Origin of the sequence: Woronichinia naegeliana WA131 (assembly GCA_025370055.1) — a bacterium.
GTDB classification, from domain to species: Bacteria; Cyanobacteriota; Cyanobacteriia; order Cyanobacteriales; family Microcystaceae; genus Woronichinia; species Woronichinia naegeliana.
In genome coordinates, this window is the sequence record CP073041.1 from 1835330 (window position 1) to 1861990 (window position 26661).

The 26661-nt window shown below is 40.7% G+C and carries 26 protein-coding genes, 1 tRNA gene and 4 pseudogenes; 23 read left to right on the top strand and 8 right to left on the bottom strand.

Annotated elements, in window-relative coordinates:
- Positions 1-411 precede the first annotated feature (411 nt).
- Together KA717_09435 and KA717_09440 are read left to right on the top strand one after the other, a co-directional pair.
- Positions 412-642 (top strand): hypothetical protein, encoded by a 231-nt coding sequence (locus tag KA717_09435; GenBank protein ID UXE62892.1) that lies wholly within the window; start codon positions 412-414, stop codon positions 640-642.
- 22 nt (positions 643-664) lie between these two features.
- The gene (locus KA717_09440; protein UXE62893.1) at positions 665-1198 is read left to right on the top strand and encodes a transposase; all 534 of its coding nucleotides are present in this window, start codon (positions 665-667) and stop codon (positions 1196-1198) included.
- On the opposite strand, the gene KA717_09445 is transcribed toward KA717_09440, so the two are convergent.
- The gene (locus KA717_09445; GenBank protein ID UXE62894.1) at positions 1195-1509 is read right to left on the bottom strand and encodes a hypothetical protein; all 315 of its coding nucleotides are present in this window, start codon (positions 1507-1509) and stop codon (positions 1195-1197) included. The genes KA717_09440 and KA717_09445 overlap by 4 nt on opposite strands.
- Positions 1510-1536: 27 nt before the next feature.
- On the opposite strand from KA717_09445, the gene KA717_09450 reads away from it, so the two are divergent.
- A tRNA-Ala gene (locus KA717_09450) sits at positions 1537-1609 on the top strand.
- A gap of 59 nt (positions 1610-1668) precedes the next feature.
- Positions 1669-2937 (top strand): ABC transporter ATP-binding protein, encoded by a 1269-nt coding sequence (locus tag KA717_09455; GenBank protein ID UXE62895.1) that lies wholly within the window; start codon positions 1669-1671, stop codon positions 2935-2937.
- 4 nt (positions 2938-2941) lie between these two features.
- Here the strand turns inward: KA717_09455 and cax are convergent, their stop codons facing one another.
- On the bottom strand, positions 2942-4039 hold the full coding sequence (gene cax / locus KA717_09460; protein ID UXE62896.1) for a calcium/proton exchanger: 1098 nt from the start codon (positions 4037-4039) through the stop codon (positions 2942-2944).
- A gap of 338 nt (positions 4040-4377) precedes the next feature.
- Here cax and hpt point away from each other — a divergent pair, with 338 nt between their 5' ends.
- The 3 genes from hpt (at position 4378) to KA717_09475 (ending at position 9110) form a co-directional block, all read left to right on the top strand.
- Complete coding sequence (gene hpt, locus KA717_09465; GenBank protein ID UXE62897.1) at positions 4378-4914, top strand: hypoxanthine phosphoribosyltransferase; 537 nt, start codon at positions 4378-4380, stop codon at positions 4912-4914.
- A 614-nt stretch (positions 4915-5528) separates the two neighbouring features.
- Complete coding sequence (gene mgtA, locus KA717_09470; GenBank protein UXE62898.1) at positions 5529-8045, top strand: magnesium-translocating P-type ATPase; 2517 nt, start codon at positions 5529-5531, stop codon at positions 8043-8045.
- Positions 8046-8237: 192 nt separating this feature from the next.
- Positions 8238-9110, top strand: a complete 873-nt coding sequence (locus tag KA717_09475) for an Rpn family recombination-promoting nuclease/putative transposase (GenBank protein ID UXE62899.1) — start codon at positions 8238-8240, stop codon at positions 9108-9110.
- 63 nt (positions 9111-9173) lie between these two features.
- Here the strand turns inward: KA717_09475 and KA717_09480 are convergent, their stop codons facing one another.
- Together KA717_09480 and KA717_09485 are read right to left on the bottom strand one after the other, a co-directional pair.
- On the bottom strand, positions 9174-9416 hold the full coding sequence (locus KA717_09480) for a DUF4926 domain-containing protein (GenBank protein UXE62900.1): 243 nt from the start codon (positions 9414-9416) through the stop codon (positions 9174-9176).
- 17 nt (positions 9417-9433) lie between these two features.
- The gene (locus tag KA717_09485; protein ID UXE62901.1) at positions 9434-9760 is read right to left on the bottom strand and encodes a hypothetical protein; all 327 of its coding nucleotides are present in this window, start codon (positions 9758-9760) and stop codon (positions 9434-9436) included.
- A 476-nt stretch (positions 9761-10236) separates the two neighbouring features.
- Here KA717_09485 and KA717_09490 point away from each other — a divergent pair, with 476 nt between their 5' ends.
- The 6 genes and pseudogenes from KA717_09490 to KA717_09515 all read left to right on the top strand — a co-directional run bounded on the left by KA717_09490 (position 10237) and on the right by KA717_09515 (position 17224).
- Positions 10237-10452 carry a hypothetical protein gene (locus KA717_09490; protein ID UXE62902.1) on the top strand — a complete coding sequence of 72 codons (216 nt, stop codon included), beginning with the start codon at positions 10237-10239 and terminating at the stop codon, positions 10450-10452.
- A 180-nt stretch (positions 10453-10632) separates the two neighbouring features.
- A pseudogene (locus KA717_09495) lies at positions 10633-11595 on the top strand (IS66 family transposase).
- 89 nt (positions 11596-11684) lie between these two features.
- Positions 11685-12966 (top strand): annotated as a pseudogene (locus KA717_09500) (ISKra4 family transposase).
- A gap of 15 nt (positions 12967-12981) precedes the next feature.
- A pseudogene (locus KA717_09505) lies at positions 12982-13440 on the top strand (transposase).
- 147 nt (positions 13441-13587) lie between these two features.
- On the top strand, positions 13588-16347 hold the full coding sequence (locus KA717_09510; protein UXE62903.1) for a leucine-rich repeat domain-containing protein: 2760 nt from the start codon (positions 13588-13590) through the stop codon (positions 16345-16347).
- 304 nt (positions 16348-16651) lie between these two features.
- Complete coding sequence (locus KA717_09515; GenBank protein ID UXE62904.1) at positions 16652-17224, top strand: Uma2 family endonuclease; 573 nt, start codon at positions 16652-16654, stop codon at positions 17222-17224.
- Between the two features lie 83 nt (positions 17225-17307).
- Here the strand turns inward: KA717_09515 and KA717_09520 are convergent, their stop codons facing one another.
- From KA717_09520 to KA717_09535, 4 genes are all read right to left on the bottom strand, one after another.
- Complete coding sequence (locus KA717_09520) at positions 17308-17577, bottom strand: Rpn family recombination-promoting nuclease/putative transposase (protein UXE62905.1); 270 nt, start codon at positions 17575-17577, stop codon at positions 17308-17310.
- 204 nt (positions 17578-17781) lie between these two features.
- Entirely contained in the window at positions 17782-18132 is a 351-nt protein-coding gene (rplT, locus tag KA717_09525; protein UXE62906.1) for a 50S ribosomal protein L20, read from the bottom strand.
- A 38-nt stretch (positions 18133-18170) separates the two neighbouring features.
- Positions 18171-18374: a 50S ribosomal protein L35 gene (gene rpmI / locus KA717_09530; GenBank protein UXE62907.1), complete on the bottom strand. Its 204-nt coding sequence runs from the start codon at positions 18372-18374 to the stop codon at positions 18171-18173.
- Positions 18375-18526: 152 nt separating this feature from the next.
- On the bottom strand, positions 18527-18688 hold the full coding sequence (locus KA717_09535) for a hypothetical protein (protein ID UXE62908.1): 162 nt from the start codon (positions 18686-18688) through the stop codon (positions 18527-18529).
- Positions 18689-18802: 114 nt separating this feature from the next.
- Here KA717_09535 and KA717_09540 point away from each other — a divergent pair, with 114 nt between their 5' ends.
- From KA717_09540 to KA717_09585, 10 genes and pseudogenes are all read left to right on the top strand, one after another.
- Positions 18803-19615, top strand: a complete 813-nt coding sequence (locus KA717_09540) for an SAM-dependent chlorinase/fluorinase (protein ID UXE62909.1) — start codon at positions 18803-18805, stop codon at positions 19613-19615.
- Between the two features lie 4 nt (positions 19616-19619).
- Positions 19620-20768: a class I SAM-dependent methyltransferase gene (locus KA717_09545; GenBank protein ID UXE62910.1), complete on the top strand. Its 1149-nt coding sequence runs from the start codon at positions 19620-19622 to the stop codon at positions 20766-20768.
- 15 nt (positions 20769-20783) lie between these two features.
- Positions 20784-21698: a pentapeptide repeat-containing protein gene (locus KA717_09550; GenBank protein UXE62911.1), complete on the top strand. Its 915-nt coding sequence runs from the start codon at positions 20784-20786 to the stop codon at positions 21696-21698.
- Positions 21699-21764: 66 nt separating this feature from the next.
- Positions 21765-23046, top strand: a pseudogene (locus KA717_09555) (ISKra4 family transposase).
- 53 nt (positions 23047-23099) lie between these two features.
- Positions 23100-23369, top strand: a complete 270-nt coding sequence (locus tag KA717_09560) for a pentapeptide repeat-containing protein (GenBank protein ID UXE64608.1) — start codon at positions 23100-23102, stop codon at positions 23367-23369.
- Positions 23370-23571: 202 nt separating this feature from the next.
- Positions 23572-23838, top strand: coding sequence for a DUF4258 domain-containing protein (locus tag KA717_09565; GenBank protein UXE62912.1), 267 nt, complete (start codon positions 23572-23574; stop codon positions 23836-23838).
- On the top strand, positions 23828-24031 hold the full coding sequence (locus KA717_09570) for a DUF2283 domain-containing protein (GenBank protein ID UXE62913.1): 204 nt from the start codon (positions 23828-23830) through the stop codon (positions 24029-24031). The genes KA717_09565 and KA717_09570 overlap by 11 nt, the downstream gene beginning before the upstream one ends.
- A 173-nt stretch (positions 24032-24204) precedes the next feature.
- Entirely contained in the window at positions 24205-24654 is a 450-nt protein-coding gene (locus KA717_09575; protein ID UXE62914.1) for a DUF29 domain-containing protein, read from the top strand.
- A 544-nt stretch (positions 24655-25198) separates the two neighbouring features.
- Positions 25199-25765: a photosystem I assembly protein Ycf4 gene (locus tag KA717_09580; GenBank protein ID UXE62915.1), complete on the top strand. Its 567-nt coding sequence runs from the start codon at positions 25199-25201 to the stop codon at positions 25763-25765.
- 89 nt (positions 25766-25854) lie between these two features.
- Positions 25855-26604, top strand: a complete 750-nt coding sequence (locus tag KA717_09585) for a peptidylprolyl isomerase (GenBank protein ID UXE62916.1) — start codon at positions 25855-25857, stop codon at positions 26602-26604.
- The last annotated feature ends 57 nt before the right edge of the window (positions 26605-26661 follow it).

A 26661-nucleotide genomic window follows, 5' to 3' on the forward strand; every position in this document is an offset into this window, starting at 1 on the left:
CCATGCAAACGGTGGCGATCGCGCCAGAAACAACGGCGATGCGTTTGATGAAAATTTGTCTTTAATAGAAGAAGATTTTCACTATTATTATGACTGTTTAATGGGGCCTAATGCGCGATCAGTATCTTCTAATCTTAAAACCCACCATAAATAATGAATTTGTTCTGCATTTAGCGCGACCTGATTTTGTCCTATTAGAGGGGGAGAAATGACTAAACGATAGACTATAATTATTTAACTAATTTTTTATATTTTTCTCATTCTTTACAAATATCTCAAGAACTGGACAGTGGGAAGTTCTCGATGCGGGTAAGTGGAGAAAAGAAAATCGGACATCCGATACCAAAGAGTGCCGTTATGTCCGAAACTGGCTGATATAAGAAAATCGATAGCCAGTGCTATCTATCAATTATGCAACTATGTCAGCGACTAGAGCAAATCCTCGATAATCTCCGTCCAGTCTTTAGCCGAGAAGCAACGTTCCAATGGTTTATTCTGTTAGTCTGGGGAGTGGTGCTCAACAGCCAACCCAGCGCAATCACCAGCTATGTCAATGCCCTTGGCTTAACGGAGAGCTATTACAATCAGGCTCTACATTGGTTTGATTCCAAGGCGTTTAGGGTCGAAGGACTAACGTTCTAATGGTCAAAGTGGCTAAGTCAGCATGAAAGTCTATACAGAATTAAGGGGAAAACGGGTGTATGTAGGGGATGGCATCAAAGTGGGAAAAGAAGGACGCAAGATGCCAGGTGTAAAACGACTACACCAAGAATCGGAAGATGTGTCCAAGCCAGAGTGGATAAGGGGTCATTACTTCAATGCCTTGACTATTTTGGTGGGAGTAGGGAAAGTCTGCTTTGCATTGCCCTTAGTTTTACGGCTAGACGATGGCATCAAGTCCAAACCAACCCAGACGGCGGAGGTAAAAGGCAAAAAAAAGGTGAAGACGAGCCTGGTGACAAAAATGGCTGACCTTTGCGTTACTTACGCGGAGGCGGGGAGCTATGTAATTTTGGATGCTTATTTTGCTTGCGAACCAGTGCTAAAAGTTTTTCGCCAGAACGCCTTGCATCTAATCACACGAGTGCGTTGCTCCACCGTCGCCTATGCCCCCTTTTGTTCCGTGCCGACGCTGAAGGGGAGAGGACGACCACGGATTTGGGGGAGTTCGATAAATGGAACCAAAATTATCGATTAATTCTTTGACTTGAGCAGCGTTTCTTGTTGTTGTCCAATCCACCAGAGAAACTGTACTATTTGTAGTAGCGTTTGTAAAAATTGTAATTGTCTTGTCAGACGCTGATAGCGAATTCTCAGTTGACGGGTTCCGACCTGGGCTTGGTGCAAATTTGCCGGAGCCGGAGTAAAGATGCGATTAGTACATCGTTCTAGACGAATTAAGTTTTTGGTCAAACGTTTGAGATCTCCTCGCCATCGCCAAAGACGAACGGCCAGATAACTATTCCCGATCGCCAATAACAGGTTAAAACAGATGACAAAGAGCAACATTATTGTGATATGATACCGATCCGATAAGGGGAATTAGCTCAGTTGGTAGAGTGCTGCGATCGCACCGCAGAGGTCAGGGATTCGAGCTCCCTATTCTCCATTCTGCAAGATAAGGTGATACTATTTTGAAACAATTTATCACAAACTCTTTCTCTCAGTGTGGCTAAGGTTGTTCTAGAAAATCTTTATAAAAGTTTTCCGAGTCAGGCGGGGAAGAAAACGACGCATCCCCATGATTCGACGGTCGCTAGTCATTCCCCAGGTTCTACGTCAAATGCGGTGAGTGTGCTGCGCTCCATTAATCTCAGCATTGCCGATGGCGAATTTATGGTTTTAGTGGGGCCATCGGGTTGTGGTAAAAGTACTTTGTTACGGCTTTTGGCCGGATTGGAAGAGGCCACGGGCGGCAATATTTGGGTTGGCGATCGCCTGGTGAATCAGATTCCTCCCAAGGCCAGGGATATCGCCATGGTTTTTCAAAGCTATGCCCTCTATCCCCATCTCTCGGTCTATGACAATATTGCCTTCGGTTTGAGGCGGATGAATAGTTTTCAGGATCGGTCATCTTCGTCAACCCTGCCCCCCTGGTTAGAGCATAGTTTAAGCGGAATGACTCGCAAACTGCCGAAGGGTTTACGTTATCGTTCATCCCAGGATACTGCCATTGAACGACAGGTAAGAGAAGTCGCAGAACGGTTACAAATTGAGGGACTCCTAGACCGTTTACCGAAACAACTGTCAGGTGGCCAAAAGCAACGGGTCGCCCTGGGAAGAGCGATCGCCCGTAATCCCCAGGTTTTTCTCATGGATGAACCGTTATCCAACCTTGATGCTAAATTGCGGGCCGAAACCCGTAGCCAGATCGTTAAAATTCAGCGACAGTTAGGCATTACCACTATCTATGTTACCCACGATCAAACCGAAGCCATGACGATGGGCGATCGCATTGCGGTGATGTATCAAGGTGAAATTCAACAGTTAGCTCCTCCCCTGGAATTGTATAACCGTCCGGCTAACCGCTTTGTGGCCGAATTTATCGGCTCTCCTCCCATGAATTTTCTGGAAATGGCAGTGGAATCCGCCCAATTATTAACCCATCCCCAGTTTTCTCTCACCTTGCCAGAGTCTTGGCATTCTCTAGTCCGTCTTTACCCAGGGCGATCGCTGTTATTGGGAATCAGGGCCGAGGATTTTACCCTTGAGGAGGCAGCCCCAGAGCATCTTGTCGTTGAAGTGGATTTGGTAGAAGCATTGGGGAATGATACTTATCTGTTGGTTCACCTAGTGGCCAATCCGGCTCTTTCCCTGCAAGTTCGTGTTGCCCCAGAACATCGGCTGCGTTTAGGAGATCGTCTTTGGTTGGGAATTGCGATCGACAAGATTCATTTATTTGATGCCAAGACCGAAAAATCTCTCAGAACCCTTTGATTTTCTAACTGGTTAAAACGGGATGAAAAAAGAAAGCTAATCCTAAAATGACATAGGAGGCTAACAGTAAAATTCCCTCTAACCAATTGGAGCGACCATCACTGCTAATCGAGTTGACAATAAGGACAGCGACGACCACTGCCACTAACTCAAAGGGATTAAAATTTAAATCCATCGGTTGCCCCATTAACCAACCCGCAATCACGAGAACGGGAGCTACAAAAAAGGCAATTTGTAAGCTAGAACCCATTACCACCGAAACCGATAGATCCATCTTGTTTTTCATCGCTACTGTGACTGCTGTTGCGTGTTCCGCCGCATTACCAATAATGGGCAACAAAATCACCCCTGTAAACAAGGACGTTAAGCCTAAACTTTCTGTCGCTACTTCCAACGAGTCCACCAACAGTTCCGACTCTACCGCCACCCCCAAAGTCACGACCAATAAGACAAGGCTCCAAAGGACTAAATTAGGTTTATAGTGTTCGGTCGGTATTTCTAATGTTTCTGTCTCTAAATCGGCTACCCCCACATCGTAGAGATAGGCATGGGTTTTCATGGCAAAAAATAGAGATAGGCCATAGACCATGATTAGTACAGCCGCCACAGCCACAGAGAGTTTTTGAATACTGGCTTCTCCTAAACCGGTTGAGGTATATTCGACGGCAGTGGGTAAAAGGAGGGCGATCACAGCTAGGTTCATGACCGAAGCATTCATCCGAGCCGCCGCAGGACGAAATTCCTGTTCTTTGTAGCGCAATCCGCCTAAAAACATGGCGAAACCCATGACCAGTAACAAATTACCAATAATTGACCCCGTAATGGTCGCCTTAACCACATCGATCAAGCCTTCTTTAAGAGCGACAAAGGCCAGAATTAACTCAGTGGCATTACCGAAGGTGGCATTCATTAATCCCCCTAAATTAGGGCCAACCACGATCGCAATTTCTTCGGTGGCAGTTCCCATAAACGCGGCCAGGGGAATAATGGCAATACAGGCGGTGATAAAGACGAGGGTTTCTCCCCAATGTAGATAGTGGGCCGAGAGGGAAATCGGTAGAAAAATAAGAAGGGCAAAGAAAATGGTGTTTTTATTGAGCATGGAATCTCACTGAAAAGCGGGGAAAACGTTATTGCCTATTTTACGAGGTCTTTTCCCTAACGCGTAACGCGATCGCCTGCCTCACTTTTCTTGATAACAAGCATAAAGTGGTATAACCCAGTCTTAAAATGTTTGCAACCCACATTCAGCAGGTTGCAATTTTGAAAAATATTTCTACCTGTAAATAATTCGTTGATAGATTATCCTGTGAAACGGTACGATAGGGCTTTGAGCTCGTGTCAGATGTAATCAACGAAAATTTTACAGCAAGAAATCTTTGATATTAAAGCATTGCTATTAGATAATAACGGGGATACTCATCAAAAATAGGTATTAAAATGGCCGAAAATCTCACACGTCTCATTTCCCAAGCGGAAATCGCCCAAAAAGTTAAACAATTGGCTCAACAGATTGATCAAGATTATCAAGGACAAACCCTGACAATTATTGGCATTTTGAAAGGCTCGTTTATTTTTTTAGCGGATTTAGTGAGAGCGATCGCCACTCCCCTAGAGCGAATCGAGTTTTTACAGCTTTCCAGTTATGGTTCCAGTACAGTTAGTTCCGGTAAGGTCACGGTTCTACAAGATATTTCTCCCGCCCTGATTCACCATCAGCATATTTTGTTAGTGGAAGATATTATTGACACAGGACTATCGATCGCTACTGTCCTTGACCGTTTACAAACCCATCAACCGGCTTCTCTCAAACTCTGTACACTACTCAATAAGCCCAGTTGTCGTCAGCAGGAAGTTCAAATTGACTATTGTGGTTTCTCCATTCCTAATCATTTCGTTTTGGGATATGGACTCGATCTGGATCAAAAATACCGCCAACTTCCGGCTATCTACTATTTACCAAAGTCTGAGTCTTGAATAAGATCGGGACTTTTTTCTGTTGTTTGAACTAATGGTTCTTGATTTTTGGGTTTTCCTCGACGGTTCCGCAAAAATTATCTGTTAGAAATTTGCAGCTAAATTTTAACGCTTTTTCACGATCGCTCTCTATTTTTAGAACTTAAAAAGCGATTGCATTCTAATTCTTTAAGTTGCGATCACCTTATTTGTCAAAAAATTATCGCATCATTTACGCGATCGAGTAAGCTCATGCCACTGTGATGATTGTTGCTTTGGGAATTCGGAAGGATGGCAGTAAACAGGACGTATATGCCCTTGCCAAAAAGCTATTGAGATTAGGGCTATTAGACAAATCGGATAGGGATCAAGATGATGATTAAAATTCAGAATGAGAGAATAGAAATTTGTGTATTTGGAAGTGCTAGAAAAGGCGATCGCTATTCCTGTGAGTCTTAATTTTTGAGCGATCGCCATAATTAGAGCAAAAATTTTTCCTTAAATTTTGTATCGTATTTAATCAATTCACCCACGAAATCAAACAGTCATATATTACGGTGATATTTCGGAGAGTCTGTAGAAAAGAGCGATCGCTATTCACATCAGAAAATTTCGGGAGCAAATGGACTAAATTTATGAACAAAATTATCCCTAGTTTTTGGAATTTACCGACTGAAAAATTGTTAGAGCAACTTCACAGTAGCCCTCAAGGTTTAACAACGTCAGAATCTCAAAAACGATTGATACAATATGGAGCCAATAGTCTTAAGCAAAAACGCAAATCCCATACCTTCTCTCTCTTATTAAATCAATTTAAAAGCCCAATTATTTTGATTTTAATGGGAGCCGCCATTCTTTCTAGTTTTCTAGGCGATATCATTAATTCTCTGATTATTTTAGCGATTGTTTTATTTAGTGGATTATTGGGTTTTTGGCAAGAACGGGGAGCCGCAGATGCGATCGCCAAATTACTGGCAATGGTGGAAGTCAAAGCACGGATTTTACGGGATGGCAAGCTTAAAGATATTCCCCTGGATGAAGTCGTGCCAGGCGATATAGTGCAAGTTTCAGCAGGAGATAATATTCCTGGGGACTGTTTGATTTTAGAATCGCAAACCTTGTCCATAGATGAAGCGACTTTGACGGGCGAAACCTATCCCGTTGCTAAAAATGTGGGTGTTTTACCAACTGAAACAGGCTTAAGTCAACGAACCAATAGTCTTTTGATCGGAACCCATGTGGTCAGTGGCAGTGCAACGGCGGTAGTTGTCCACACAGGCAAAATGACCGAATTTGGCAAGATTTCCGAACGATTAAAACTAAGACCTCCTGAAACCGAATTTGAAACGGGAATTCGTAAATTTGGTTATTTTTTATTAGAAATAACTTTAACCCTCGTCGCCTTAATTTTTGCGGCCAATGTCTATTTACAGCGTCCTGTTTTAGACTCATTCATGTTTTCTTTGGCCTTGGCAGTGGGATTAACACCCCAATTATTACCCGTGATTGTCAGCATTAATCTGGCCCATGGGGCTAAACAAATGGCCAAAAAACAGGTGGTTGTCAAACATTTACCTGCGATTGAAAATTTTGGTAGCATGAATGTCTTGTGTTCTGATAAGACTGGAACCTTAACCGATGGACAGGTCAATATAAAATCCGCCCTAGATGTCAATGGTCAAGAAAGCGATCGCGTTTTATTCTATGCTTACTTAAACGCGGCGATGGAATCAGGTTATATTAATCCCATTGATGAAGCCATTCGCAGTCATAAAAGCTTTGACATTTCAGCCTATCAAAAACTGGGGGAAATTCCCTACGATTTTAACCGTAAATGTCTCAGTATTCTCTTAGCAAAAGGAGATGAAAAACTATTAGTCACTAAAGGATCATTGATTAATATTCTGGATATTTGCACCGATGTCGAACAAGAGGAAGGAAAAACCATTGAACTTGCACCAATGCGGTCACAAATTCAACAACGAGCGGAAGATTTAGGGAGTCAAGGTTTTCGGATTTTAGGGGTTGCCTATCGTCAATTAACCACCGATAAACTTGATCCCAAAGATGAAACGAATCTCACTTTTTTAGGGTATCTTGCTCTTTATGATCCTCCCAAATCCGACATTAAAGGTACGATCGCCGATCTAGCCCGTTTGGGCGTTACCCTCAAAATGATCACAGGGGACAGTCACGCCGTTGCCACCAGTATTGCCCAACAAGTTGGCTTAGAACAAACTAAGGTATTAACAGGTTCAGATCTTCAAAAAATGAGTGCAGGTGCGCTGTTACATCAAGTTGATCAGGTTAATGTTTTTGCCGAAGTAGAACCGAATCAAAAAGAACGGATTATTGTCGCTCTCAAACGATCGGGCAATGTGGTGGGCTATTTGGGAGATGGTATTAACGATGCTTCCGCCCTCTACGCTGCCGATGTGGGTATTTCCGTTGATACGGCGGTAGATGAGGCCAAGGAAGCGGCGGATATTGTTTTGATGCAAAAGGACTTAAATGTATTGCTCGGCGGCCTTAAATCAGGACGAACGACCTTTGCCAATACGCTCAAATATGTTTTTATGGCTACCAGTGCCAATTTCGGTAATATGTTTAGTATGGCAGGAATTTCCTTATTTTTACCGTTTTTACCTTTACTGCCTAAGCAAATTTTATTGACCAATTTATTAACCGATTTTCCTGAAATGACCATTGCCAGCGATCGCGTTGATCGAGAACAGGTGAGTAAACCTCGGCGTTGGGATATTCGTTTTATTCGCAATTTTATGTTGGTATTTGGGCTACTCAGTTCTGTTTTTGACTATCTTACTTTTGCTGCTTTATTGTTTTTATTGCATGCCGATCAAGCTCAATTTAGAACAGGTTGGTTTATGGAATCGGTTATTTCTGCCTCTATGATTGTTTTAGTCATTCGCACCCATCAATCTATTTTGAAAAGTCGCCCTAGTCGCCCGTTATTTTTCGCCACGATCATCATTGTGATCATTACGCTCATTTTTCCCTATACACCCATTGCTGGTATTTTAGGATTTGAACCCTTACCGTTAGAGTTCCTATTAGTTTTAGCCTTAATCGTGGGACTCTATATTTTCTGTGCGGAGAATGTTAAACGAGTTTTTTATCAACACAATCAATAGTCGGTTAAGCCTTCACCCATAAGAACAAGGCCATAATTTATGCAAATAAGTTAAAGTAATCATCGCGGCTTTACAAAAAAAATCTGATCGCAAATCATCGCTCAAGCTTTTCAACAAATAATAGAACCAAATCTTAGAAAAGGTATAATGTAGTGTTGATTGCCTTTTTGTAATCGGCTCTTCTGTAAGACTATGCGTACTGACACGATCTTTTATCAATTATTCTTAACATTTAAGCCTCTTCTGTTTGAACTATTAGGAGAGCCGATCGCCAATGCTGAATATTATCAGTTTACTTCTAGGGAGATTAAGGAAAAGGCTTTCCGTTTTGACGGGATTTTTATACCAGACCGAGAAGATAAGCCCATCTATTTTGTTGAGGTACAATTTCAAAATAAGTCTGATTTTTATTGGGAGTTTATTGCTGAAATTAATCTCTATTTGAATCAGTATAAACCTGTTCAGGATTGGAAAGCTGTCGCTCTTTTTGCCCAACGTCATTTTGAGGTGACATCTTTGACTCTTTACCAACAGGACTTGATGAATAGTGGTCGAATTATTCCTATCTATTTGGATGAGGTGCGATCGGATTCCATTGGAGTCGGATTGATTCAGTTAATCCTAGCTCAAGAATCCCAAGCTCCTGTTTTAGTTCAACAATTATTACAAAGAGCCAAGACAGAAATTGTTGATCCTTTAGTGACCCACGATATTATAGATTTATTGGAGACGGTTTTAGTTTCCAAATTTGCCCAATTAAGCCGCGAGGAGATTCAATCGATGTTTTTATTGAGTGATATTAAGCAAACACGGGTCTATCAAGAGGCTAAACAAGAAGGTCGTCAGGAGGGCCGTCAGGAAGGTCTTCAAGAGGGTCGCCAAGAGGGAGAGATTCATTTGTTAATTCGTCAGTTATCTCGGCGGTTTGGGAAGATTAGCGATCGCCGTGTTCAAGTTATTAATAGTTTGACGCTGGAGCAGTTGGATGATTTGGGGGAAGCTCTATTAGATTTTGGTGAGCTTGCGGATTTGGATAATTGGTTAGGGTTGAGGATTGGGGAATAGGGCGATCGCCTTCCATTTTTAGAACTTAAAAAGCGATCGCATTCTAATTATTTTTAATAAAAACTAGGCAGCCATTTCTAATAATTGATAATGTAATTGCATTAATTGACTGGGCAGCAGTGTTTCCATTGCATAGGTTGTGCCATCATTATTAGCAAACTCAACTTCAAAAGCTTGATCGTCATAAACCATCACAATAGTGCCGACCTGACCCTTATAGAGAGTTATCGGTTCTCCTGTTTCAAAATGGGTTGCAGACATATCTTCCGTAAGAGCGATAACATCTAAATCTTTTAGTTGATTCATAGTAATACCTCATTTATTTACAGATAGCAATTAGTTAATCGAGGAAAATCTTCATCAAAACGAATTGTCCAAGCAACTAGAATAAGAGATTCTCCCGCATCAGTTATGAGCATAAATTTCATATTGTAATGTTGATTATGCTCATTTACCTTACGAAGAATAACTGACTCTGTAATAGCCGCTTGCTTAATGGCTCTTTTAAGAATATCGGCATTATTTAAAGTAATATCTAGTTTCTTTTTAAAGAGAATCGCTTTATTTTTACCGACATCGTGATTAAAATTTAGACAATAATTTTCTATCTTATTACCTAAATTAGCTTTGTCTCCATTCGGTAATTTCATTACTGAATATTTTTTGATAAGTTGTGTCTATTATAACTCAAACTAGCTGTTCTCGGTTCTTTCCTCTGAAACACTTTTTGACTACTCAAAATTAATGAGCGATCGCGTTCTAAGTTTTTAAGTTATGATCGCGTTTTCGATTTTCGTCGTCTGTGGCGATCGCGTTCTAAATCTTTAAGTTGCGATCGCGTTCTAATTCTTTAAGTTGCGATCGCGGTTTCGATTTTTGTTGTCTGTGAGTGGCGATCGCGGGGGAAAATGCGTTACACTTGCTTAAGTTAGACCTCTTGCAAATTCAAGAAAGTCCCCCTTTTTAAGGGGGATTTAGGGGGATCAAACGCTATTATGCAAGAAGTCTATTACAATCTGCTAAGTTTTGGAGCTTCTCTACGACTTCGGGATACAAAGATTTTTGGTATTGACTAAATTAAGCTATCTGAAAGTAATATTTTAAACATTAACCCACAACTCTCATCATGTCTGACCTTGAACTCCTACGCAAACTTGAAAAGGCGATCGGCACAACACTGAAACAAGTTGATGAAGAACGATTTAAGCTTGATTTAGAAAATCAGTCGAATTTTGTGAATGAGAATGCCTACGCGCTCTCGGATAAAGGAGAAGTGATAGGCTTGTCTTTACGAGAGATTGATGGAAATAAATTGTCAGGCTTTTCGTTATCTGGTAATTAGTCACCGCAATAAAGAAGGAAATTATTGAGAATGAGAAGCAAATGAAAAAAGTAAAGAATAATGAAGAAAGGAAAGGCGGTTAAAGAGATAGGTTAGAATAGGGAGACTATGAAAAAACTAGACCCAGTTCCAGACTTAAACCAAGAAGAAGTGAAAATGCCACGGCAAAAAGAAGTGGCAAAAGATTGGTATGAAGATTATCAGAAAGAAAAAGAAGAGAACGAAAAGCTGAGAAAAGAATTGGTAGAGTTAAAGAAAGAGATAGAAAAGTTGAAAGAAAAGCTGAAAAAGCTTAACCAAAGAACGAGTGAAAATAGCTCTCAGCCCCCAAGCAGTGACGGTTACAAAAAGAAAGTCGCCAAAACCTTCGGTCAAAAAGGAAAAAAAAGAGGTCCAAAGTACGACCATGTGGGTAAAACCAGAAACGGGTTTGGTCGGGTAGATGAAATAGTAGATTTAAGGATGGAAAAATGCCCAAAATGTGGTGCGTCAGTGGAAAAGCAAAAGGAGACTATCATCAAAAAAAATCAAATAGCTGAATTAGTCAGTAAACCAGTAGAGGTAAGGGAATATGTTAGGGAAAAGTATCAATGCTCAAAATGTGATTGGGAAGGTTATGCCCCACTTCCTTTGGGATGTCGTGAAGATTTTAGCTACGGTGCAACCTTATCCAGCTTAGTGGGATGGCTGGGATATGGGGGAAATTTGACTTGGCTAAAACAACGATACTTGGTAGAAACGGTCTTTGGCATTCCTCTGTCTCAAGGGAGTTTAGCTAAAATGCACCGATGGTTTTGCGAAAGCTTGTATCCTAGTTATGAACAGTGGTGGACTTACATACAGGAGCCTGGAGTCCGTTGTGTGGACGAAACCAGCTATCGCGTCAATGGGGTTAACTATTGGATGTGGGTGGCTACTTCCTCCTCTGTTTGTGTTTTGTTTCTGGCTCCCAGCCGGAGTTCCGATGAGGTTCATTCCCTATTAGGTAAAGATTTTCATGGGCTTCTCAGTACGGACTGTTGGGGGGCTTACCATCGCCAAAATGCCCAGCATAAACAGAAATGTCTGGCTCATATTGGGCGGGAATTGAAGGCCTTGGAAACTTCCCACTTTTCTGAAAATAAACTTTTTGCTCAGAGAGTTTTTCCTATTCTAGAGGGGTGTGACCTTTAGTTGATGAAGGAAAAGAAAAGTGTTAACATGGGATGAAAAGTGACAAAGAGGAAACAATGATGACAGCAAAACTAATTAATGTAGAGGGTTCAAAGATAAAAATAGAACTAACATTAGAACTCAGTCGTTCAATGTTGGATACAGAAATAAATATTCAAAAAGGCTTAAACGAAGTAGGTTGCATCGCCAGCAAAGAAGCCTTGAAATATTTAGATACAGATGGTTCACCCTTAAAAATCGGTGAAGAAATCTGGAAGAGTAAGGGAGAGCAACCGAAAGAATATCAAACACCTTATGGTGAGGTTATAGTGAATCGTCATGTATATCAGCGTTCACCTTTGAGGAAAAACGTATTGCCCCTTAGAAAGAGAAGCAAGGATAATCATAACATCAACGCCATTATTGGCAAAACAGGTATCCTCAAAAATGTCAGGGATGGCAGGCAAAGAGGTGAAAAATGATTTATTAGAAAATCATGGTAGAAAAGTAGCGCTATCCTATATCCAAAGATTGAGTGAAGCAGTAGGAAGTGTGGTACAGGCAAAAGAAGAAGCGTGGAGTTATGCCCCGCCCAAGGAGGATAGCCAAATTGCAACAGTGGGAATAGGATTAGATGGAACCTGTATGCTGATGTGTGAGGATGGCTACCGTGAAGCAATGGTGGGAACCGTTTCCCTATACGATAGTGAAGGCGAACGTCAACATACAATCTATCTAGGTGCGGCACCAGAGTATGGAAAAAAGAGTTTTCTAGAAAGATTAGAAAGAGAAATTGAGCGAGCGAAAAACCGTTATCCAGAGGCAACATTGGTCGGGATAGCAGACGGGGCAGAATCAAATTGGAAGTTTTTAGAAAAGCAAACGGAAGAACAGATATTAGATTTCTATCATGCCTCTGGTTACTTAGGTGCCTTGGCAGAAGCGTTGCATCCGAATACCGTGTCAAAACAAAAAGAATGGTTGACTGAAAATTGTCGAGAACTCAAGCATGAAAAAGGAAAAGCAGGAGAACTGCTAAATCTGATGAAAGAAGTCAAAGAAGAAAAAAGTCATTCTAAGAATCTTACCGAGAAACTACAAGCGGCGATTACTTATTACGAGAATCATCAGCATCAAATGGATTATGCTGAATACATAGAGAAAAAGTATCCGATTGGTTCAGGTGTTACGGAAGCAGCTTGTAAGACGTTGGTCAAACAACGATTATGTTGTTCAGGGATGCGATGGAAGGAAAAAGGAGCAGGAATTATTTTGAGCCTACGAGCTTTGGTATTGACCAAGGAACGATGGAGTCAATTTTGGGCAAAACTTGATCAATATGGGTTCCCTGTAGAACCCTGATTACAACAGCTTTTATCAACTAAAGGTCGCACCCTTCTAGAGCAAGCTCGTCAATCCCATCGAGATTATCATCAAGGCAAACTGAGCTTAGAAGCTTTACAACAACAGCGACCCCTAGTTGAAGCTCAACTTCAAGAGGTTCTGGATAATCCGCCGCCCACGGGATGGGCAAGTGATTCCCAATTGTTATCTAATCGCTTTCGACGTTATTGGCATGATTGGTTTACTTTTCTTACTTTTCCTGAAGTTAAACCTGATAACAATGATGCCGAGAGAGCCTTGCGTCCTGTTGTTATTCATCGTAAGGTTAGTGGCGGTGCTAGAAGTCATTGGGGCGGACAACTTGTTGCCATGATGTTTAGTTTTCTTGAAACCATGAGACTTCAAGGTAAAAGTGCGGTCGAACAGTTATCTCTTATTTTATCTTCCTCTGGTCTTTCTCCTCCTTCCATTGATGACTTTCTTCCTCTCTAGTATTTTTGGGGCTTAATGAGAATTAAGCCCCACTTATTGCTGTGACTAATTACGTTATCTGAATTTGAGCAACTAGCTTATTTATATTTAATAAAGATTCAACTAGAAAATTACTTGTTTTTAAAGGAAATAAAATACCTAAAAGTATTGGGATTAATCCGTAATGAATTAACAGATTTCTCTTTTCTAAAAGAACTGACAGCACTCACTTCCCTTGATTTAAGCAGTAATGAATTAACAGATGTATCTTTTCTAAAAGAACTGACAAGACTCACTTCCCTTGATTTAAACAGTAATGAATTAACAGATGTATCTTTTCTAAAAGAATTAATAGGACTCACTTCCCTTGATTTAAGCAGTAATGAATTAACAGAGGTATCTTTTCTAAAAGAACTGACAGCACTCACTTCCCTTAATTTAGGTTTTAATCGATTAACAGATGTATCTTTTCTAAAAGAACTGACAGCACTCACTTCCCTTGATTTAAGTTTTAACCAATTAACAGATGTATCTTTTCTAAAAGAACTGACAGCACTCACTTCTCTTGTTTTATGGAATAATGAATTAACAGATGTATCTTTTCTAAAAGACCTGACAGTACTCACTTTCCTTCGTTTAGGCGGTAATGAATTAACAGATGTATCTTTTCTAAAAGAACTGACAAGACTCACTTCCCTTGATTTAAGAAATAATCAAATCCCAGAAATTCCCCGTTGGTTGACGGAAAAAGGATTAGAAATAGAGATAGATGATGGATTTGCTAATGGATGTATTAATCTCTGCGATAACCCGATTGAAAATCCACCAATACAAATCGTTCGACAAGGCAATGAAGCGATCCGCAATTACTATGACCAGATCGCAGCCCAGGGCGAAGATTACCTTTATGCCGCGAAAATGCTAATTGTCGGTGAAGGAGAAGCAGGCAAAACCACCCTCGCCCACAAAATTGCTGATCCCGATTGTCCTCTACCCCACATAGACGATCGCACCAGGGGCATTACGATTCATCCCCATCTCTTCACCACCAGAGCAAAAGATAGCTCCGAAAATCGAGAATTTCAACTTAATGTTTGGGACTTTGGTGGTCAGGAAATGTACCACGCCACCCACCGTTTTTTCCTTTCCAGACGCTCCTTGTATGTGTTGGTTGCCGACAACCGTAAAGATAACACCGATTTTAACTATTGGCTCAATATTATTGAACTATTTGCGGGGAAAAGTCCTATTATTATTCTGCTCAATGAAAAAGACGACGTACAGCGCAATATTAATCAGTCCGAAATGAGAAGTCGCTATCCTGAAAGCATCAAAGAAGTGGTTAAACTCAACTTTAAAACTGCTGAAGAAACTGACCCAAATAAACGCCAAATACGCCTCAAAAAAATCCATGAGTTGATTAATCAAATAGAACATCATGCCGCCCATTTACCCCACATTGGCGAACCTGTTCCTGCCCATTGGGTAGATGTCAAACAAGCCGTAGAAACCGATGAGCGTAACCACATCTATCGGCAAGACTTCGATCAAATATGTCATCAGCTAGAGATCACGGCGGATCAGGATATTGATACCTTGCTCGGCTATTTTCACGACTTAGGCATTGTGCTAAATTTTGCGGATAGCTCTTTCTTAAAAGACCGCGTTATTTTGAAACCCGCCTGGGCAACTAATGCCATTTATCGCTTATTTGATAATGATGAAATTAAAGCCAAAGTAGGTCGTTTTACTCGCACAGATTGCATTGAGCTATGGCAAGAAAAACAATATCAGTATATGCACGATGTCCTGATAGAATTAATGAAAAATTTTCATCTCGTTTATCAAATTAAAAATACCGAAAATCTCGTCGCTCCCCAAATGCTCCCCGACAATACCCCTGACTATAATTGGGAGGAAAGCAACAACAGTTTAATGCAATTTCGTTACGACTTTTTTATGCCAAAAGGAATTTTGTGGCAATTCATTGTTAATCTCTATCGCTACATAGAAAATCACGATTGGGTCTGGCGTAATGGCGTTATTCTCAAACGGGGAAATAGTCGTGCTGAAATCATTGAAAACCTGTTTGAACGACGTATTTATATTCGATTATCGGGTAAAAGTATCGCAGAACTGCGGGCAATTATTACCGATGAATTGGATACCATTAGTCAATCCTACTACAGCTTAAAATATGAAAAAATGGTTCCCTGCAAATGTAGCATTTGTCAACTTGAATCTGAACCCCACTTTTTTAAATATTCCGTGCTGAAAAAACGTCAAGAAAGCGGAAAAAGAAATACAATTGAATGTGAAATAAGCGAAGAAGATGTTTCTATCCGACTCTTATTAGAAGGCTTCGATCTCAAGCCACCGAAAGAAGAAGCTTCTGTCAATCATTCCCCCCATATTTCCTCAGTACCTCCCAAGAAAACCATGAAAACTATCCGCATCTTTTTAGCCTCCTCAGCCGAATTGAAAGACGACAGAGAACAGTTTGAAATCTTTATTAACCGCAAAAATAAAGAATATATCAAAAAAGAAATCTTTTTAGAGTTAGTCCTCTGGGAAGATTTTCTGGATGCGATGTCAGTCACCCGCCTACAGGATGAATACAACAAAGCCATTGCTGAATGTGATATTTTCGTCAGTTTATTTCATACAAAAGTCGGCAAATATACCGAAGAAGAATTTTCCACAGCCTTTGCCACCTTCAAGGAAAATAACAAACCTTTTATCTATACTTATTTTAAAGATACTCCCATTAACATGAGTAAAATTACCTCTGAAATTTTGAGTTTATTAAACTTCAGAGAAAAACTTAAGGAGTTAGGTCACTTCCAAACTATTTATGCTGATATAAACGATCTTAAACATCAATTTGATCAACAACTGATCAAACTCAATCCCCATTTTGACGATTAATTTTGTGTATAAATTTAATTTTATGTATGCGATCGCATTTACCCACAACAAACAGCGATCGCCAAGTCTTGTCAAATTCTGTCAAACCAAATTTAGGAAATAACCTGAACAATAGCATGATATTGTGTCACAAAGCGTTTTAGCCAGTATGAATGACAAAGCCAGCCCCTTAAAACTAGATGATAGAATTAAAGAGAAAACCAAGCAAACAGCAACTTATGCTAAAAACCATCGAAAGCATTTATCAGGATAGGCAAATCCGCTTCACAAAACAACCACAAGTAGATTACCAGGAAAGCCACTAATGATCACTCTCACCAAAAAATACACCCTTAGGGAATATTTTGAGCAAGAAATACAATCCCAAACTCGCCATGAATATCTTGATGGAAAAATTATGGCTATGACAGGAGGAACACCAACTCATAATCGCATTATTGCTAATTTATTAGTCGCCTTATATACCAAGCTCAAAAATCAATCTTATGCTGTTTTTGTTACTGATCAGCGTTTATGGATACCTGAGCGACAAATGGCTACTTATCCCGACATCATGGTGACATCTGAACCGCTTAGTTATCAAGAAGGACGTAAAGATACTTTAGTTAATCCTGTTTTGATTACCGAAGTTTTGTCTGCTTCTACTGCTAATTATGATCGAGAAGGTAAATTTGCTGCTTATCGAACAATTCCTAGTTTTCAGGAATATTTATTAATTTCTCAGGAAAGATGTTATATTGAGCAGTTTCACAAAAAAGATGATAACTGGTTTTTTAAAGCTTTTGAAACTCCTACTATAATCACTTTAAAATCTTTACAAGTTGAGGTAGAGATTGCAGATATTTATAATAAGATAAATTTTGCAAATAACAACTAACGGGAAGTCACTCCGATTATAGCGTGATCGCCCCTTACTTTGCAAAAAGAAAACAGCGATCACTAGTAAATACGATCCAAGTTTTAATTGTTCTGATTAGCCACAAACTGATTGACCAAAGCAATATCAATATCTAATTCTTCAGCAATTTCCGCGATCGATAACCCTAATTTTTTAAGTAGAGGGATTGTTTTAAGCTTACCTTGCTGAAGACCTTTCTGAAGACCTTCCTGACGACCCTCTTGTAAAATTTCCTGATAGAAAGCTGATTCTTTCATCATGTCACTCCTTAAAATCGTTTTAATCGTTTCCGGTTCCATCACTAATCCTGCGAATACTGCTGTTGCAGTCACCGGATTTTCGACCAACGCATACTTGGTCAGGCATAAAAAAACTCTAGTACTTAGTTGATGTCAGATACCGTCTAAGATACTGGAGTTTTTTGCTATCTGAGATTAATTATTTTGAAGCGCAAAGTTACTGGAAAAGAATTCGATCAACGTTGTCCCTTAATGATTTTTAATGATTTCAACGTTGTCCCTTAATGATTAATGATTTTAGGCTTGGGCGGCTATTTTGGCCACTTCACTGAAAGCTTGGGGATCTAAAATCGCTAATTGAGCTAACATCTTACGGTTTAACTCGATATTGGCTTTTTTCAATTGCCCTGTCAGTTTGCTGTAGCTCATGCCCTCGGCTCTAGAAGCAGCATTGATCCGAGTAATCCACAGGCGACGAAAATCCCGTTTGCGTTTGCGGCGATCGCGGTAGGCATTGCGAAGAGCCTTCATCACCTGTTGGTTAGCAGTACGGAAGAGCTTAGAATGAGAACCTCTAAACCCCTTAGCTAATTTGAGAATTTTTTTACGGCGTTTGCGGGCAACATTACCCCGTTTGACTCTAGTCATAGTAAATCTTCTATGGTTTCAATGAATGGATGGGATTCTTACAAATAAGGAAGCATGAGGCGAACATTTGCTTCATCTGCTTCATGAACGAGGGCTGTCTGGGATAAACGACGGTGCTTTTGTTCAGAACTCTTATGTTCTAGTAAATGGTTCTTAAAGGCTTTCCGACGAACAATTTTTTTCCCACTGCCAGTAGGACGAAAACGTTTAGCGGCAGCTTTGCGGGTCTTCAGTTTAGGCATAGGACTGCTTGAATTCGACACAATTTCTTATCATAGCATTTATTTTTGCTTTCCTGGTAAGTTGAGAAAATGCCAGGAAAAAAGGGAGCTTCTTTGTCTAACTCCCCCTCTGCTTGTTCAAAGCAACAACGATTCAACAACAAATCAAAAATCTATTGCAAGTGCAAGTAGGCAGCTTCCGCTTCCAACTGACGAATCAGGGTTTCATTCCCCGAATTTCTAGCGGACTCTAGACGATGTTGTAAATTTTTACGTAGCGTCTCTTGGTGGGCGATCGCGGCTTGTGTTAGGGTTTGCTGACGGCTGTTATTCATGTAAACACCCTCCGAGGTGATCTTTGTTTCCTAATTGCTATATTTTTACAATAACACAAAAGGCTGGTTTTTAACAGGAACGGTATATTTTATTACTGAAATTAATATTCGTCTGTGGCAAGTAATTTTCACGCTTCGATAGTAAGTCGGCCCTTGGTGCTGCTAACGGATTTCGGCTTACAGGATGGCTACACCGGCATCATGAAAGGGGTTATTGCTCAGATTGCGCCCCAGGCAAGGATAATTGATCTCACTCACCACATACCACCTCAAAATATCCTAGCGGGTCGGTTTTGTCTGCTAAATGCCTATCGCTATTTTCCCCCAGAAAGCGTTTTTATTGGCGTGGTGGATCCGGGTGTGGGTAGTCATCGACGGGGCATTGCTGTGCGCTTTGCGGAAGGCTTTTTTGTTGGGCCAGATAACGGTTTAGTGGGTGGTATTCTCCGGGAATCTCCCTGTTTAGAGGCTGTCTCTTTGACGAATACTGACTATTGGCGAGTTCCCCAACCCAGTGGGACTTTTCATGGACGAGATATTTTTGCGGCGGTGGGAGCGCATCTATCCCTTGGCTTAGCCCTGGCGCAATTAGGAGATCCCCTCGATAGCTCAGAACTGGTTGATCTGCCCCTGTCTCCATTTCAGATCCAGCCTGGTGGTCTAGAAGGTTCTATTCAATATATTGATCATTTTGGCAATTTAATTACCAATATGCCTGGGAACTTGCTCAGGGGGAAAAGTTGGACAGTACATTTATCGGGACAGATGATTATCTCAGGCAAAACCTATAGTTCAGTGGCTCTGGGAACGGCGATCGCCTTGATTGGCAGTCATAATTACCTAGAAATTGCTGTCAATGGAGGTAATGCTCAAGAACAGTTCGGGGTAAATTGGGGAGACAGTCTGACCTTATCTTTTCTTTCCTAAACGCATGGTTTCAACTTCGGCGATCGCCCCAGCCCTGATTGAGAAAATATTGGCTGCTCCACAGCAACGGCTAACTTTTGCGGATTATATGGATTGGCTCTTGTACGATCCAGACTATGGTTATTATGCGACGGGTCAGGTGGGAATTGGTAAAACGGGAGACTTTTTCACCGCCTCTAGTTTGGGGTCAGATTTTGGTGAATTATTGGCGGAACAATTTCGAGAAATGTGGTTAAACCTAGCTCAGCCAACTCGCTTTAATTTAGTGGAAATGGGGGCTGGCACTGGTATTTTAGCCCAGGATATTTTAAATTATTGCCAGAAAAACTATCCTAATTTTTTTGAGAGTTTACAGTTTACTATTATTGAAAAATCCTTTTATTTACAATCATTACAGCAAAAGAAGCTGGAGAATTTTCAGGATAAAGTAAACTGGCAAGAGTGGGAAAATATAGCTGATAATAGCCTAGTGGGTTGTTTTTTTAGTAATGAATTAGTTGATGCTTTTCCTGTCCATTTAGTGACGGTAAGTGAGGGCAAGTTAAAGGAAATTTACGTTACCTATGAGCAAGGAAGTTTGCGGGAAACCATTGCTGAACTTTCCAGTCTAGAGCTAGAGTCTTATTTTAGTTTAAACCAACTTGATTTAACGGCTGATATTTATTCTTCTGGCTATCGTACCGAGGTGAATTTGATGGCTTTTGATTGGTTAAAAACAGTTACGCAAAAGTTAAGACAGGGCTATGTGTTGACGATTGATTATGGTTATTCTGCCGAAAAATATTACCATCCCCAACGCTTTCAAGGAACATTACAGTGCTATTATCAGCATCGTTATCATTCTGATCCTTATGTTAATTTAGGGAGACAAGATATTACTGCCCATGTTAATTTTACTGCCTTAGAAAATTGGGGTAAAATATTCGGCTTGGATTGTTTAGGTTTTACCCAACAGGGCCTATTTTTAATGAATTTAGGTCTCGGCGATCGCCTGACAGAATTATCTAGTGGCAAGTTTAAGCTTCCAGAAATTTTTCAACGTCGAGAGGCTCTACACCAATTAATTGATCCAACCGGTTTAGGCAAATTTGGGGTTCTCCTTCAGGCCAAGGGCTTAGACTCTGAAAAGGCGCGATCGCCGTCTTCCTATTGATTTTAAAAAGCGATGATGAGAAACCGACAACGTTCAACTCAACAGCCTAAACCGATTTCTGAAGCCTTAATTAAGGCCAAAGCCTACGAAATTTGGAGGCAAAGAAAGGCTAAGGGCAAGGATGGGGATAGTGAGGGAGATTGGTTAGCGGCGATCGCTTCTTTAAAGTCTTGGCACTCAAGATTAGGATTTAGGCTTAAACTCCTCTTTACCCATTTAGGAAAATCTTTTATTGGCTTTTTGGGGTGGTGGCTAACTCTTCCCTGGCGTTTGCTGAGGGCATTGATTCATTCTATCGTCAATTTATGGGCGATGTTTGCGGATAAGGATAGTCGCGGCTTCGCCTTAGATGTGGTCAAAACTTGGATTTCTTTTTTAGGGTTATCTGCCACAATTATTGCTGGCATTGGCTTTTATTTGAATTACAAACAAGGGCAGGAAAAGTTAGTTACTGAACGTTTTTCGACATCGGTGACGCAAATTGGTAATGCCAAGGAGGTTGTGCGGATTGGCGGGATTTATTCCATGGAAAGGATTGCTAAGGATTCGCCTAAAGATCATTGGACAATTATGGAGGTTTTAACTGCCTATGTCCGCCAAAATTCCCCTTTACCTCCCAAAGGAAAAGTAGCCTCTCCTATCCCGATTGATATTCAATCGGCTTTGACGGTTATTGGCAGGCGTAATTCTAAGCAAGAATCGCTAGAGAAGAGCCTCGATTTAAGTTCTAGTAATCTCAGTGGAGCCAACCTCATTGGAGCTGACCTCGCACGAGCCGACCTCATTGGAGCCAACCTCATTGGAGCTGACCTCGCACGAGCCGACCTCATTGGAGCCAACCTCATTGGAGCCAACCTTAGTCGAGCCTACCTCAGTGAAGCCAACCTTAGTCGAGCCTACCTCTCAAAAGCCTACCTCACACGGGTGTGACCTTTAGTTGATGAAGGAAAAGAAAAGTGTTAACATGGGATGAAAAGTGACAAAGAGGAAACAATGATGACAGCAAAACTAATTAATGTAGAGGGTTCAAAGATAAAAATAGAACTAACATTAGAACTCAGTCGTTCAATGTTGGATACAGAAATAAATATTCAAAAAGGCTTAAACGAAGTAGGTTGCATCGCCAGCAAAGAAGCCTTGAAATATTTAGATACAGATGGTTCACCCTTAAAAATCGGTGAAGAAATCTGGAAGAGTAAGGGAGAGCAACCGAAAGAATATCAAACACCTTATGGTGAGGTTATAGTGAATCGTCATGTATATCAGCGTTCACCTTTGAGGAAAAACGTATTGCCCCTTAGAAAGAGAAGCAAGGATAATCATAACATCAACGCCATTATTGGCAAAACAGGTATCCTCAAAAATGTCAGGGATGGCAGGCAAAGAGGTGAAAAATGATTTATTAGAAAATCATGGTAGAAAAGTAGCGCTATCCTATATCCAAAGATTGAGTGAAGCAGTAGGAAGTGTGGTACAGGCAAAAGAAGAAGCGTGGAGTTATGCCCCGCCCAAGGAGGATAGCCAAATTGCAACAGTGGGAATAGGATTAGATGGAACCTGTATGCTGATGTGTGAGGATGGCTACCGTGAAGCAATGGTGGGAACCGTTTCCCTATACGATAGTGAAGGCGAACGTCAACCTACAATCTATCTAGGTGCGGCACCAGAGTATGGAAAAAAGAGTTTTCTAGAAAGATTAGAAAGAGAAATTGAGCGAGCGAAAAAACGTTATCCAGAGGCAACATTGGTCGGGATAGCAGACGGGGCAGAATCAAATTGGAAGTTTTTAGAAAAGCAAACGGAAGAACAGATATTAGATTTCTATCATGCCTCTGGTTACTTAGGTGCCTTGGCAGAAGCGTTGCATCCGAATACCGTGTCAAAACAAAAAGAATGGTTGACTGAAAATTGTCGAGAACTCAAGCATGAAAAAGGAAAAGCAGGAGAACTGCTAAATCTGATGAAAGAAGTCAAAGAAGAAAAAAGTCATTCTAAGAATCTTACCGAGAAACTACAAGCGGCGATTACTTATTACGAGAATCATCAGCATCAAATGGATTATGCTGAATACTTAGAGAAAAAGTATCCGATTGGTTCAGGTGTTACGGAAGCAGCTTGTAAGACGTTGGTCAAACAACGATTATGTTGTTCAGGGATGCGATGGAAGGAAAAAGGAGCAGGAATTATTTTGAGCCTACGAGCTTTGGTATTGACCAAGGAACGATGGAGTCAATTTTGGGCAAAACTTGATCAATATGGGTTCCCTGTAGAACCCTGATTACAACAGCTTTTATCAACTAAAGGTCGCACCCCCTCACACAAGCCTTCCTCATTCGAGCCAACCTTAGTGGAGTCAACCTTAGTGGAGCCGACCTCAGTAGAGCTAACCTCAGTGAAGCCAACCTCAGTGAAGCCGACCTCTGGACAGTCGACCTCAGAGGAGCCGACCTCTCAGATGGCAACCTCAGTGGAGCCGACCTCGTAGGAGCCGATCTCAGAGGAGCTAAATATCTGACCGTAGAACAAGTCAAATCTGCGATTAACTGGAAGGAGGCCATCTATGATGACGATTTTCGTAAAAAATTAGGTTTGCCGCCCTAGTCTCCATAAAGCCCAAGGCAAAGGAGTGTCTGGCAAGAACGGGGCAAGGGGTAACTGAGTTTTTGCGAGGGGATAATGTCGGATTTATGGGGCTGTGGAGAACATAGGACGCGATCGCTTTGGCTTTTGAAAGTGCGGTCAGTGTGACTATTTCGTTTATAATTTCTACTGATACTTTATCCCAAAATGCTCCGAAATCCCCGTGAACTTTATTTTAAGTCACCATGCCGAGGAAAAAATTATTCAACGCCAAATCTCTTTAAAAATATTACAGGAAATCCTCAATAATCCTGAGCAAATTTTAGAAGAAGATGGACTCAAAGTTTATCAAGGTACGTTTGTTGCTATCAACAATAAAACTTATCTTCTGAGAATTTACATTAATGACTTAGTTGAGCCTCAAAAAATTGTTACACTATATGTAACCAGTAAACTTAGAAAATATAGGCAGCTATTAAATGAAAGCTAAATATGATGCTGAAGTTGATGTTTTAACAATTACCTGGCATAACGTACCCATAGAAGAAAGTGAGTCAATCAGCCCAGGGGTTATTCTGGACTATGATCAAGCAGGTAATGTCATCGGGATTGAAATTCTTAATGCTTCTCGAAAAATCGAGAATTTCTCTCCTAACTTACAGATGGCTATTCCTTCTCGATAAAGGCGATCGCTTGGACTTATAAAGGTGCGATCGCTATCTTCTTGTTGATTGAATGTGAAGAATGCGATCTTCTTTGAAAAACTTTAAAGTGCAAGAGAGGCGATCATACTATTCGTTTACAAAAATCACTAAATCTTCCGTTATCCCCTGTCAAATTATGAGGAGAATAACCTATGACTACCACTCTGTATGAAACCGACTTTAATCTTTGGATAGAACAAACTGTCAACCAACTCAAAAATGGACAAATTCAAGACCTAGACCTAGAAAACCTAATCGAGGAAATTCAATCAATGGGGAGCAATGACAAGCGGGAAATTAAAAGCCGATTAATTGTTTTAATCATGCACCTATTAAAATATAAATATCAACCCAAAAAGAAAACAAAAAGTTGGATTTCAACGATAACAACCCAAAGAGATGAACTCGAATTAGTTTTAGAAAACAGTCCTAGCTTAAAACCCTTCCTCAAAGCGAATATATCCGAATGCTATCAGAAAGCCCGAAAAAATGCTGCAAGGGAAACAAAATTGCCCTTAACCACCTTTCCTTTCTTCATTATTCTTTACTTTTTTCATTTGCTTCTCATTCTCAATAATTTCCTTCTTTATTGCGGTGACTAATTACGAATAAGTTATCTTTATTTTTTCAGTTCATACTTCCCTAACTTATATTTCTTTGGTTTTTGACTTTTTCAGCAAGCCCTATCTAACCTCAGAAATGTGTAGCAGCTAAAGCCTTACACTGAAAGTGCATAGTTTTGGACTAGCGTGTTTAGGATAATAAACTTCATAGTCATCTCCCTTTTAATTTTTTATATGGTATCGTTACTTTTGATTTAGGCTATTATAGCACTTGAGGCTATTATAGCACTTGAGGCTATTATAGCACTTGAGGCTATTATAGCACTTGAGGCTATTATAGCACTTGAGGCTATTATAGCACTTGTCTGTATAGGTAATTAATTTTGCATGACTACTTACCTATTTTGTCTTTGATAGCTGGCAACATCTTTTTGATTTTATGCTTGAGTCATTTGACCCCCTTCCCTTGGCTAACTCTTCCTAATTTTTCAAATTTAGAATTGCTGTCATTCCTTAATAGTCTTTCGTTGGAGGTTCGGCAATAGGGTAAAATTCAAAACGGTAGTGTTAATTTTAAATACAAATGAGTGGACAGACCATGACTCAGGCTAATCGCGTTTTTCGCCAAGAGGTGCTAGGGTCACGCAGATTTAGTAATTATTTTTGGGCAGCAGCCTCCACCCTTGGTGGTGTGGGCTTTTTTCTGGCTGGCCTTTCCAGTTATTTCAAGATCAATTTCCTTCTGGTTAGTGATACCACTGATTTGCAATTTGTGCCCCAGGGCTTTGCCCTCCTCTTCTATGGCATTGCTGGTTCCTTCGTTGCTTCCTATCTCTGGTTAACCATGTTTTGGAATGTGGGTGGAGGTTATAACGAATTTAATCAAGAATCCGGCAAGGTAACGGTCTTTCGTTGGGGTTTTCCGGGTAAAAATCGTCGTATCGAATTAACCTGCGCGATCGCCGACGTACAAGCAGTACGAGCAGAAATAAAAGAAGGAGTCAGTCCGAAACGAGCCTTGTATCTACGAGTCAAACAACGTCGAGATATTCCCTTAACCCGTGTTGGTCGACCGATATCGCTCTCTAGTTTAGAAAATCAAGGTGCGGAATTAGCCCGTTTTTTAGGTGTTCCCCTAGAAGGTCTTTAAATTAGCCGCCATACTTTTGTGCTGATGTCTTTTGTCCCGTTGGTATCGTTGAGACCTCAATTCCCCTGAACTTTTTTTCAATTTCAATTATGAAAAATCCTTGTTGGCAAATATTCCTGTCCGGGTTGCTGATGGTGGGAATTTGGCTAACGGGTTGTTCTCAACCCCAGTCTATTTCCTCTGACGTACAAGCATCCCCCATTAATGCTGCTCCAGTCAATTCTGCCCACGCGGATAAAACTCTGGCAAATTATAAACCACGCTTAAAAGGTAAAGCCACAGTAGAAATGATCGTCAATGGCAAACCCATCTATATTGAAGTTGACGGCGACCAAGCTCCGATTACAGCCGGCAACTTTATAGATTTAGTCGAACGAGGAGTTTACAGTGGACTCAAGTTCCATCGGGTCGTTCGTGATCCCCAACCCTTTGTCGTTCAAGGGGGCGATCCTTTGGGAAATGGGACAGGCGGTTTTATTGATTCGGCGACAAAGAAACCCCGCAATATTCCCCTCGAAATCAAATTAACAGACAAAGATCCGAAACAACCGACTGCACCAATTTATAACCAATCCCTGGGCCAACAGGCTGGGTTTTCTAATCCTCCCGTTGTTCTTCACCATAAACGAGGCGCTGTAGCCATGGCTCGTTCTCAAATGCCCAATTCCGCCTCTTCCCAATTTTATTTTGCCCTATCCGATGATCTGGGTTTTTTGGATGGGGACTATGCTGTTTTTGGTTATGTCACGAAAGGTATGGATGTGGTCGATCAAATTAAGCAGGGAGATAAAATCCAATCAGCAAAAGTTATTGAGGGAGCGGCTAATTTACAAAAGTAAATCGGGTATTCTCTTAGATTACTTCTAAGAATGGTTAACGCTCTCAACTCGAAAAAC

Excerpts from the sequence above, each read along its gene's own strand:
- KA717_09435 (UXE62892.1), top strand. The coding sequence starts at position 412 with ATGCAACTATGTCAGCGACTAGAGCAAATCCTCGATAATCTCCGTCCA.
- cax (UXE62896.1), bottom strand. The coding sequence starts at position 4,039 with ATGCTCAATAAAAACACCATTTTCTTTGCCCTTCTTATTTTTCTACCG.
- KA717_09480 (UXE62900.1), bottom strand. The coding sequence starts at position 9,416 with ATGAATCAACTAAAAGATTTAGATGTTATCGCTCTTACGGAAGATATG.
- KA717_09445 (UXE62894.1), bottom strand. The coding sequence starts at position 1,509 with ATGTTGCTCTTTGTCATCTGTTTTAACCTGTTATTGGCGATCGGGAAT.
- KA717_09535 (UXE62908.1), bottom strand. The coding sequence starts at position 18,688 with ATGAATAACAGCCGTCAGCAAACCCTAACACAAGCCGCGATCGCCCAC.
- KA717_09515 (UXE62904.1), top strand. The coding sequence starts at position 16,652 with ATGATCACTCTCACCAAAAAATACACCCTTAGGGAATATTTTGAGCAA.
- KA717_09580 (UXE62915.1), top strand. The coding sequence starts at position 25,199 with ATGAGTGGACAGACCATGACTCAGGCTAATCGCGTTTTTCGCCAAGAG.
- rplT (UXE62906.1), bottom strand. The coding sequence starts at position 18,132 with ATGACTAGAGTCAAACGGGGTAATGTTGCCCGCAAACGCCGTAAAAAA.
- rpmI (UXE62907.1), bottom strand. The coding sequence starts at position 18,374 with ATGCCTAAACTGAAGACCCGCAAAGCTGCCGCTAAACGTTTTCGTCCT.
- KA717_09570 (UXE62913.1), top strand. The coding sequence starts at position 23,828 with ATGAAAGCTAAATATGATGCTGAAGTTGATGTTTTAACAATTACCTGG.
- KA717_09575 (UXE62914.1), top strand. The coding sequence starts at position 24,205 with ATGACTACCACTCTGTATGAAACCGACTTTAATCTTTGGATAGAACAA.
- KA717_09485 (UXE62901.1), bottom strand. The coding sequence starts at position 9,760 with ATGAAATTACCGAATGGAGACAAAGCTAATTTAGGTAATAAGATAGAA.
- KA717_09550 (UXE62911.1), top strand. The coding sequence starts at position 20,784 with ATGAGAAACCGACAACGTTCAACTCAACAGCCTAAACCGATTTCTGAA.
- mgtA (UXE62898.1), top strand. The coding sequence starts at position 5,529 with ATGAACAAAATTATCCCTAGTTTTTGGAATTTACCGACTGAAAAATTG.
- KA717_09545 (UXE62910.1), top strand. The coding sequence starts at position 19,620 with ATGGTTTCAACTTCGGCGATCGCCCCAGCCCTGATTGAGAAAATATTG.
- KA717_09585 (UXE62916.1), top strand. The coding sequence starts at position 25,855 with ATGAAAAATCCTTGTTGGCAAATATTCCTGTCCGGGTTGCTGATGGTG.
- KA717_09440 (UXE62893.1), top strand. The coding sequence starts at position 665 with ATGAAAGTCTATACAGAATTAAGGGGAAAACGGGTGTATGTAGGGGAT.
- hpt (UXE62897.1), top strand. The coding sequence starts at position 4,378 with ATGGCCGAAAATCTCACACGTCTCATTTCCCAAGCGGAAATCGCCCAA.
- KA717_09490 (UXE62902.1), top strand. The coding sequence starts at position 10,237 with ATGTCTGACCTTGAACTCCTACGCAAACTTGAAAAGGCGATCGGCACA.
- KA717_09475 (UXE62899.1), top strand. The coding sequence starts at position 8,238 with ATGCGTACTGACACGATCTTTTATCAATTATTCTTAACATTTAAGCCT.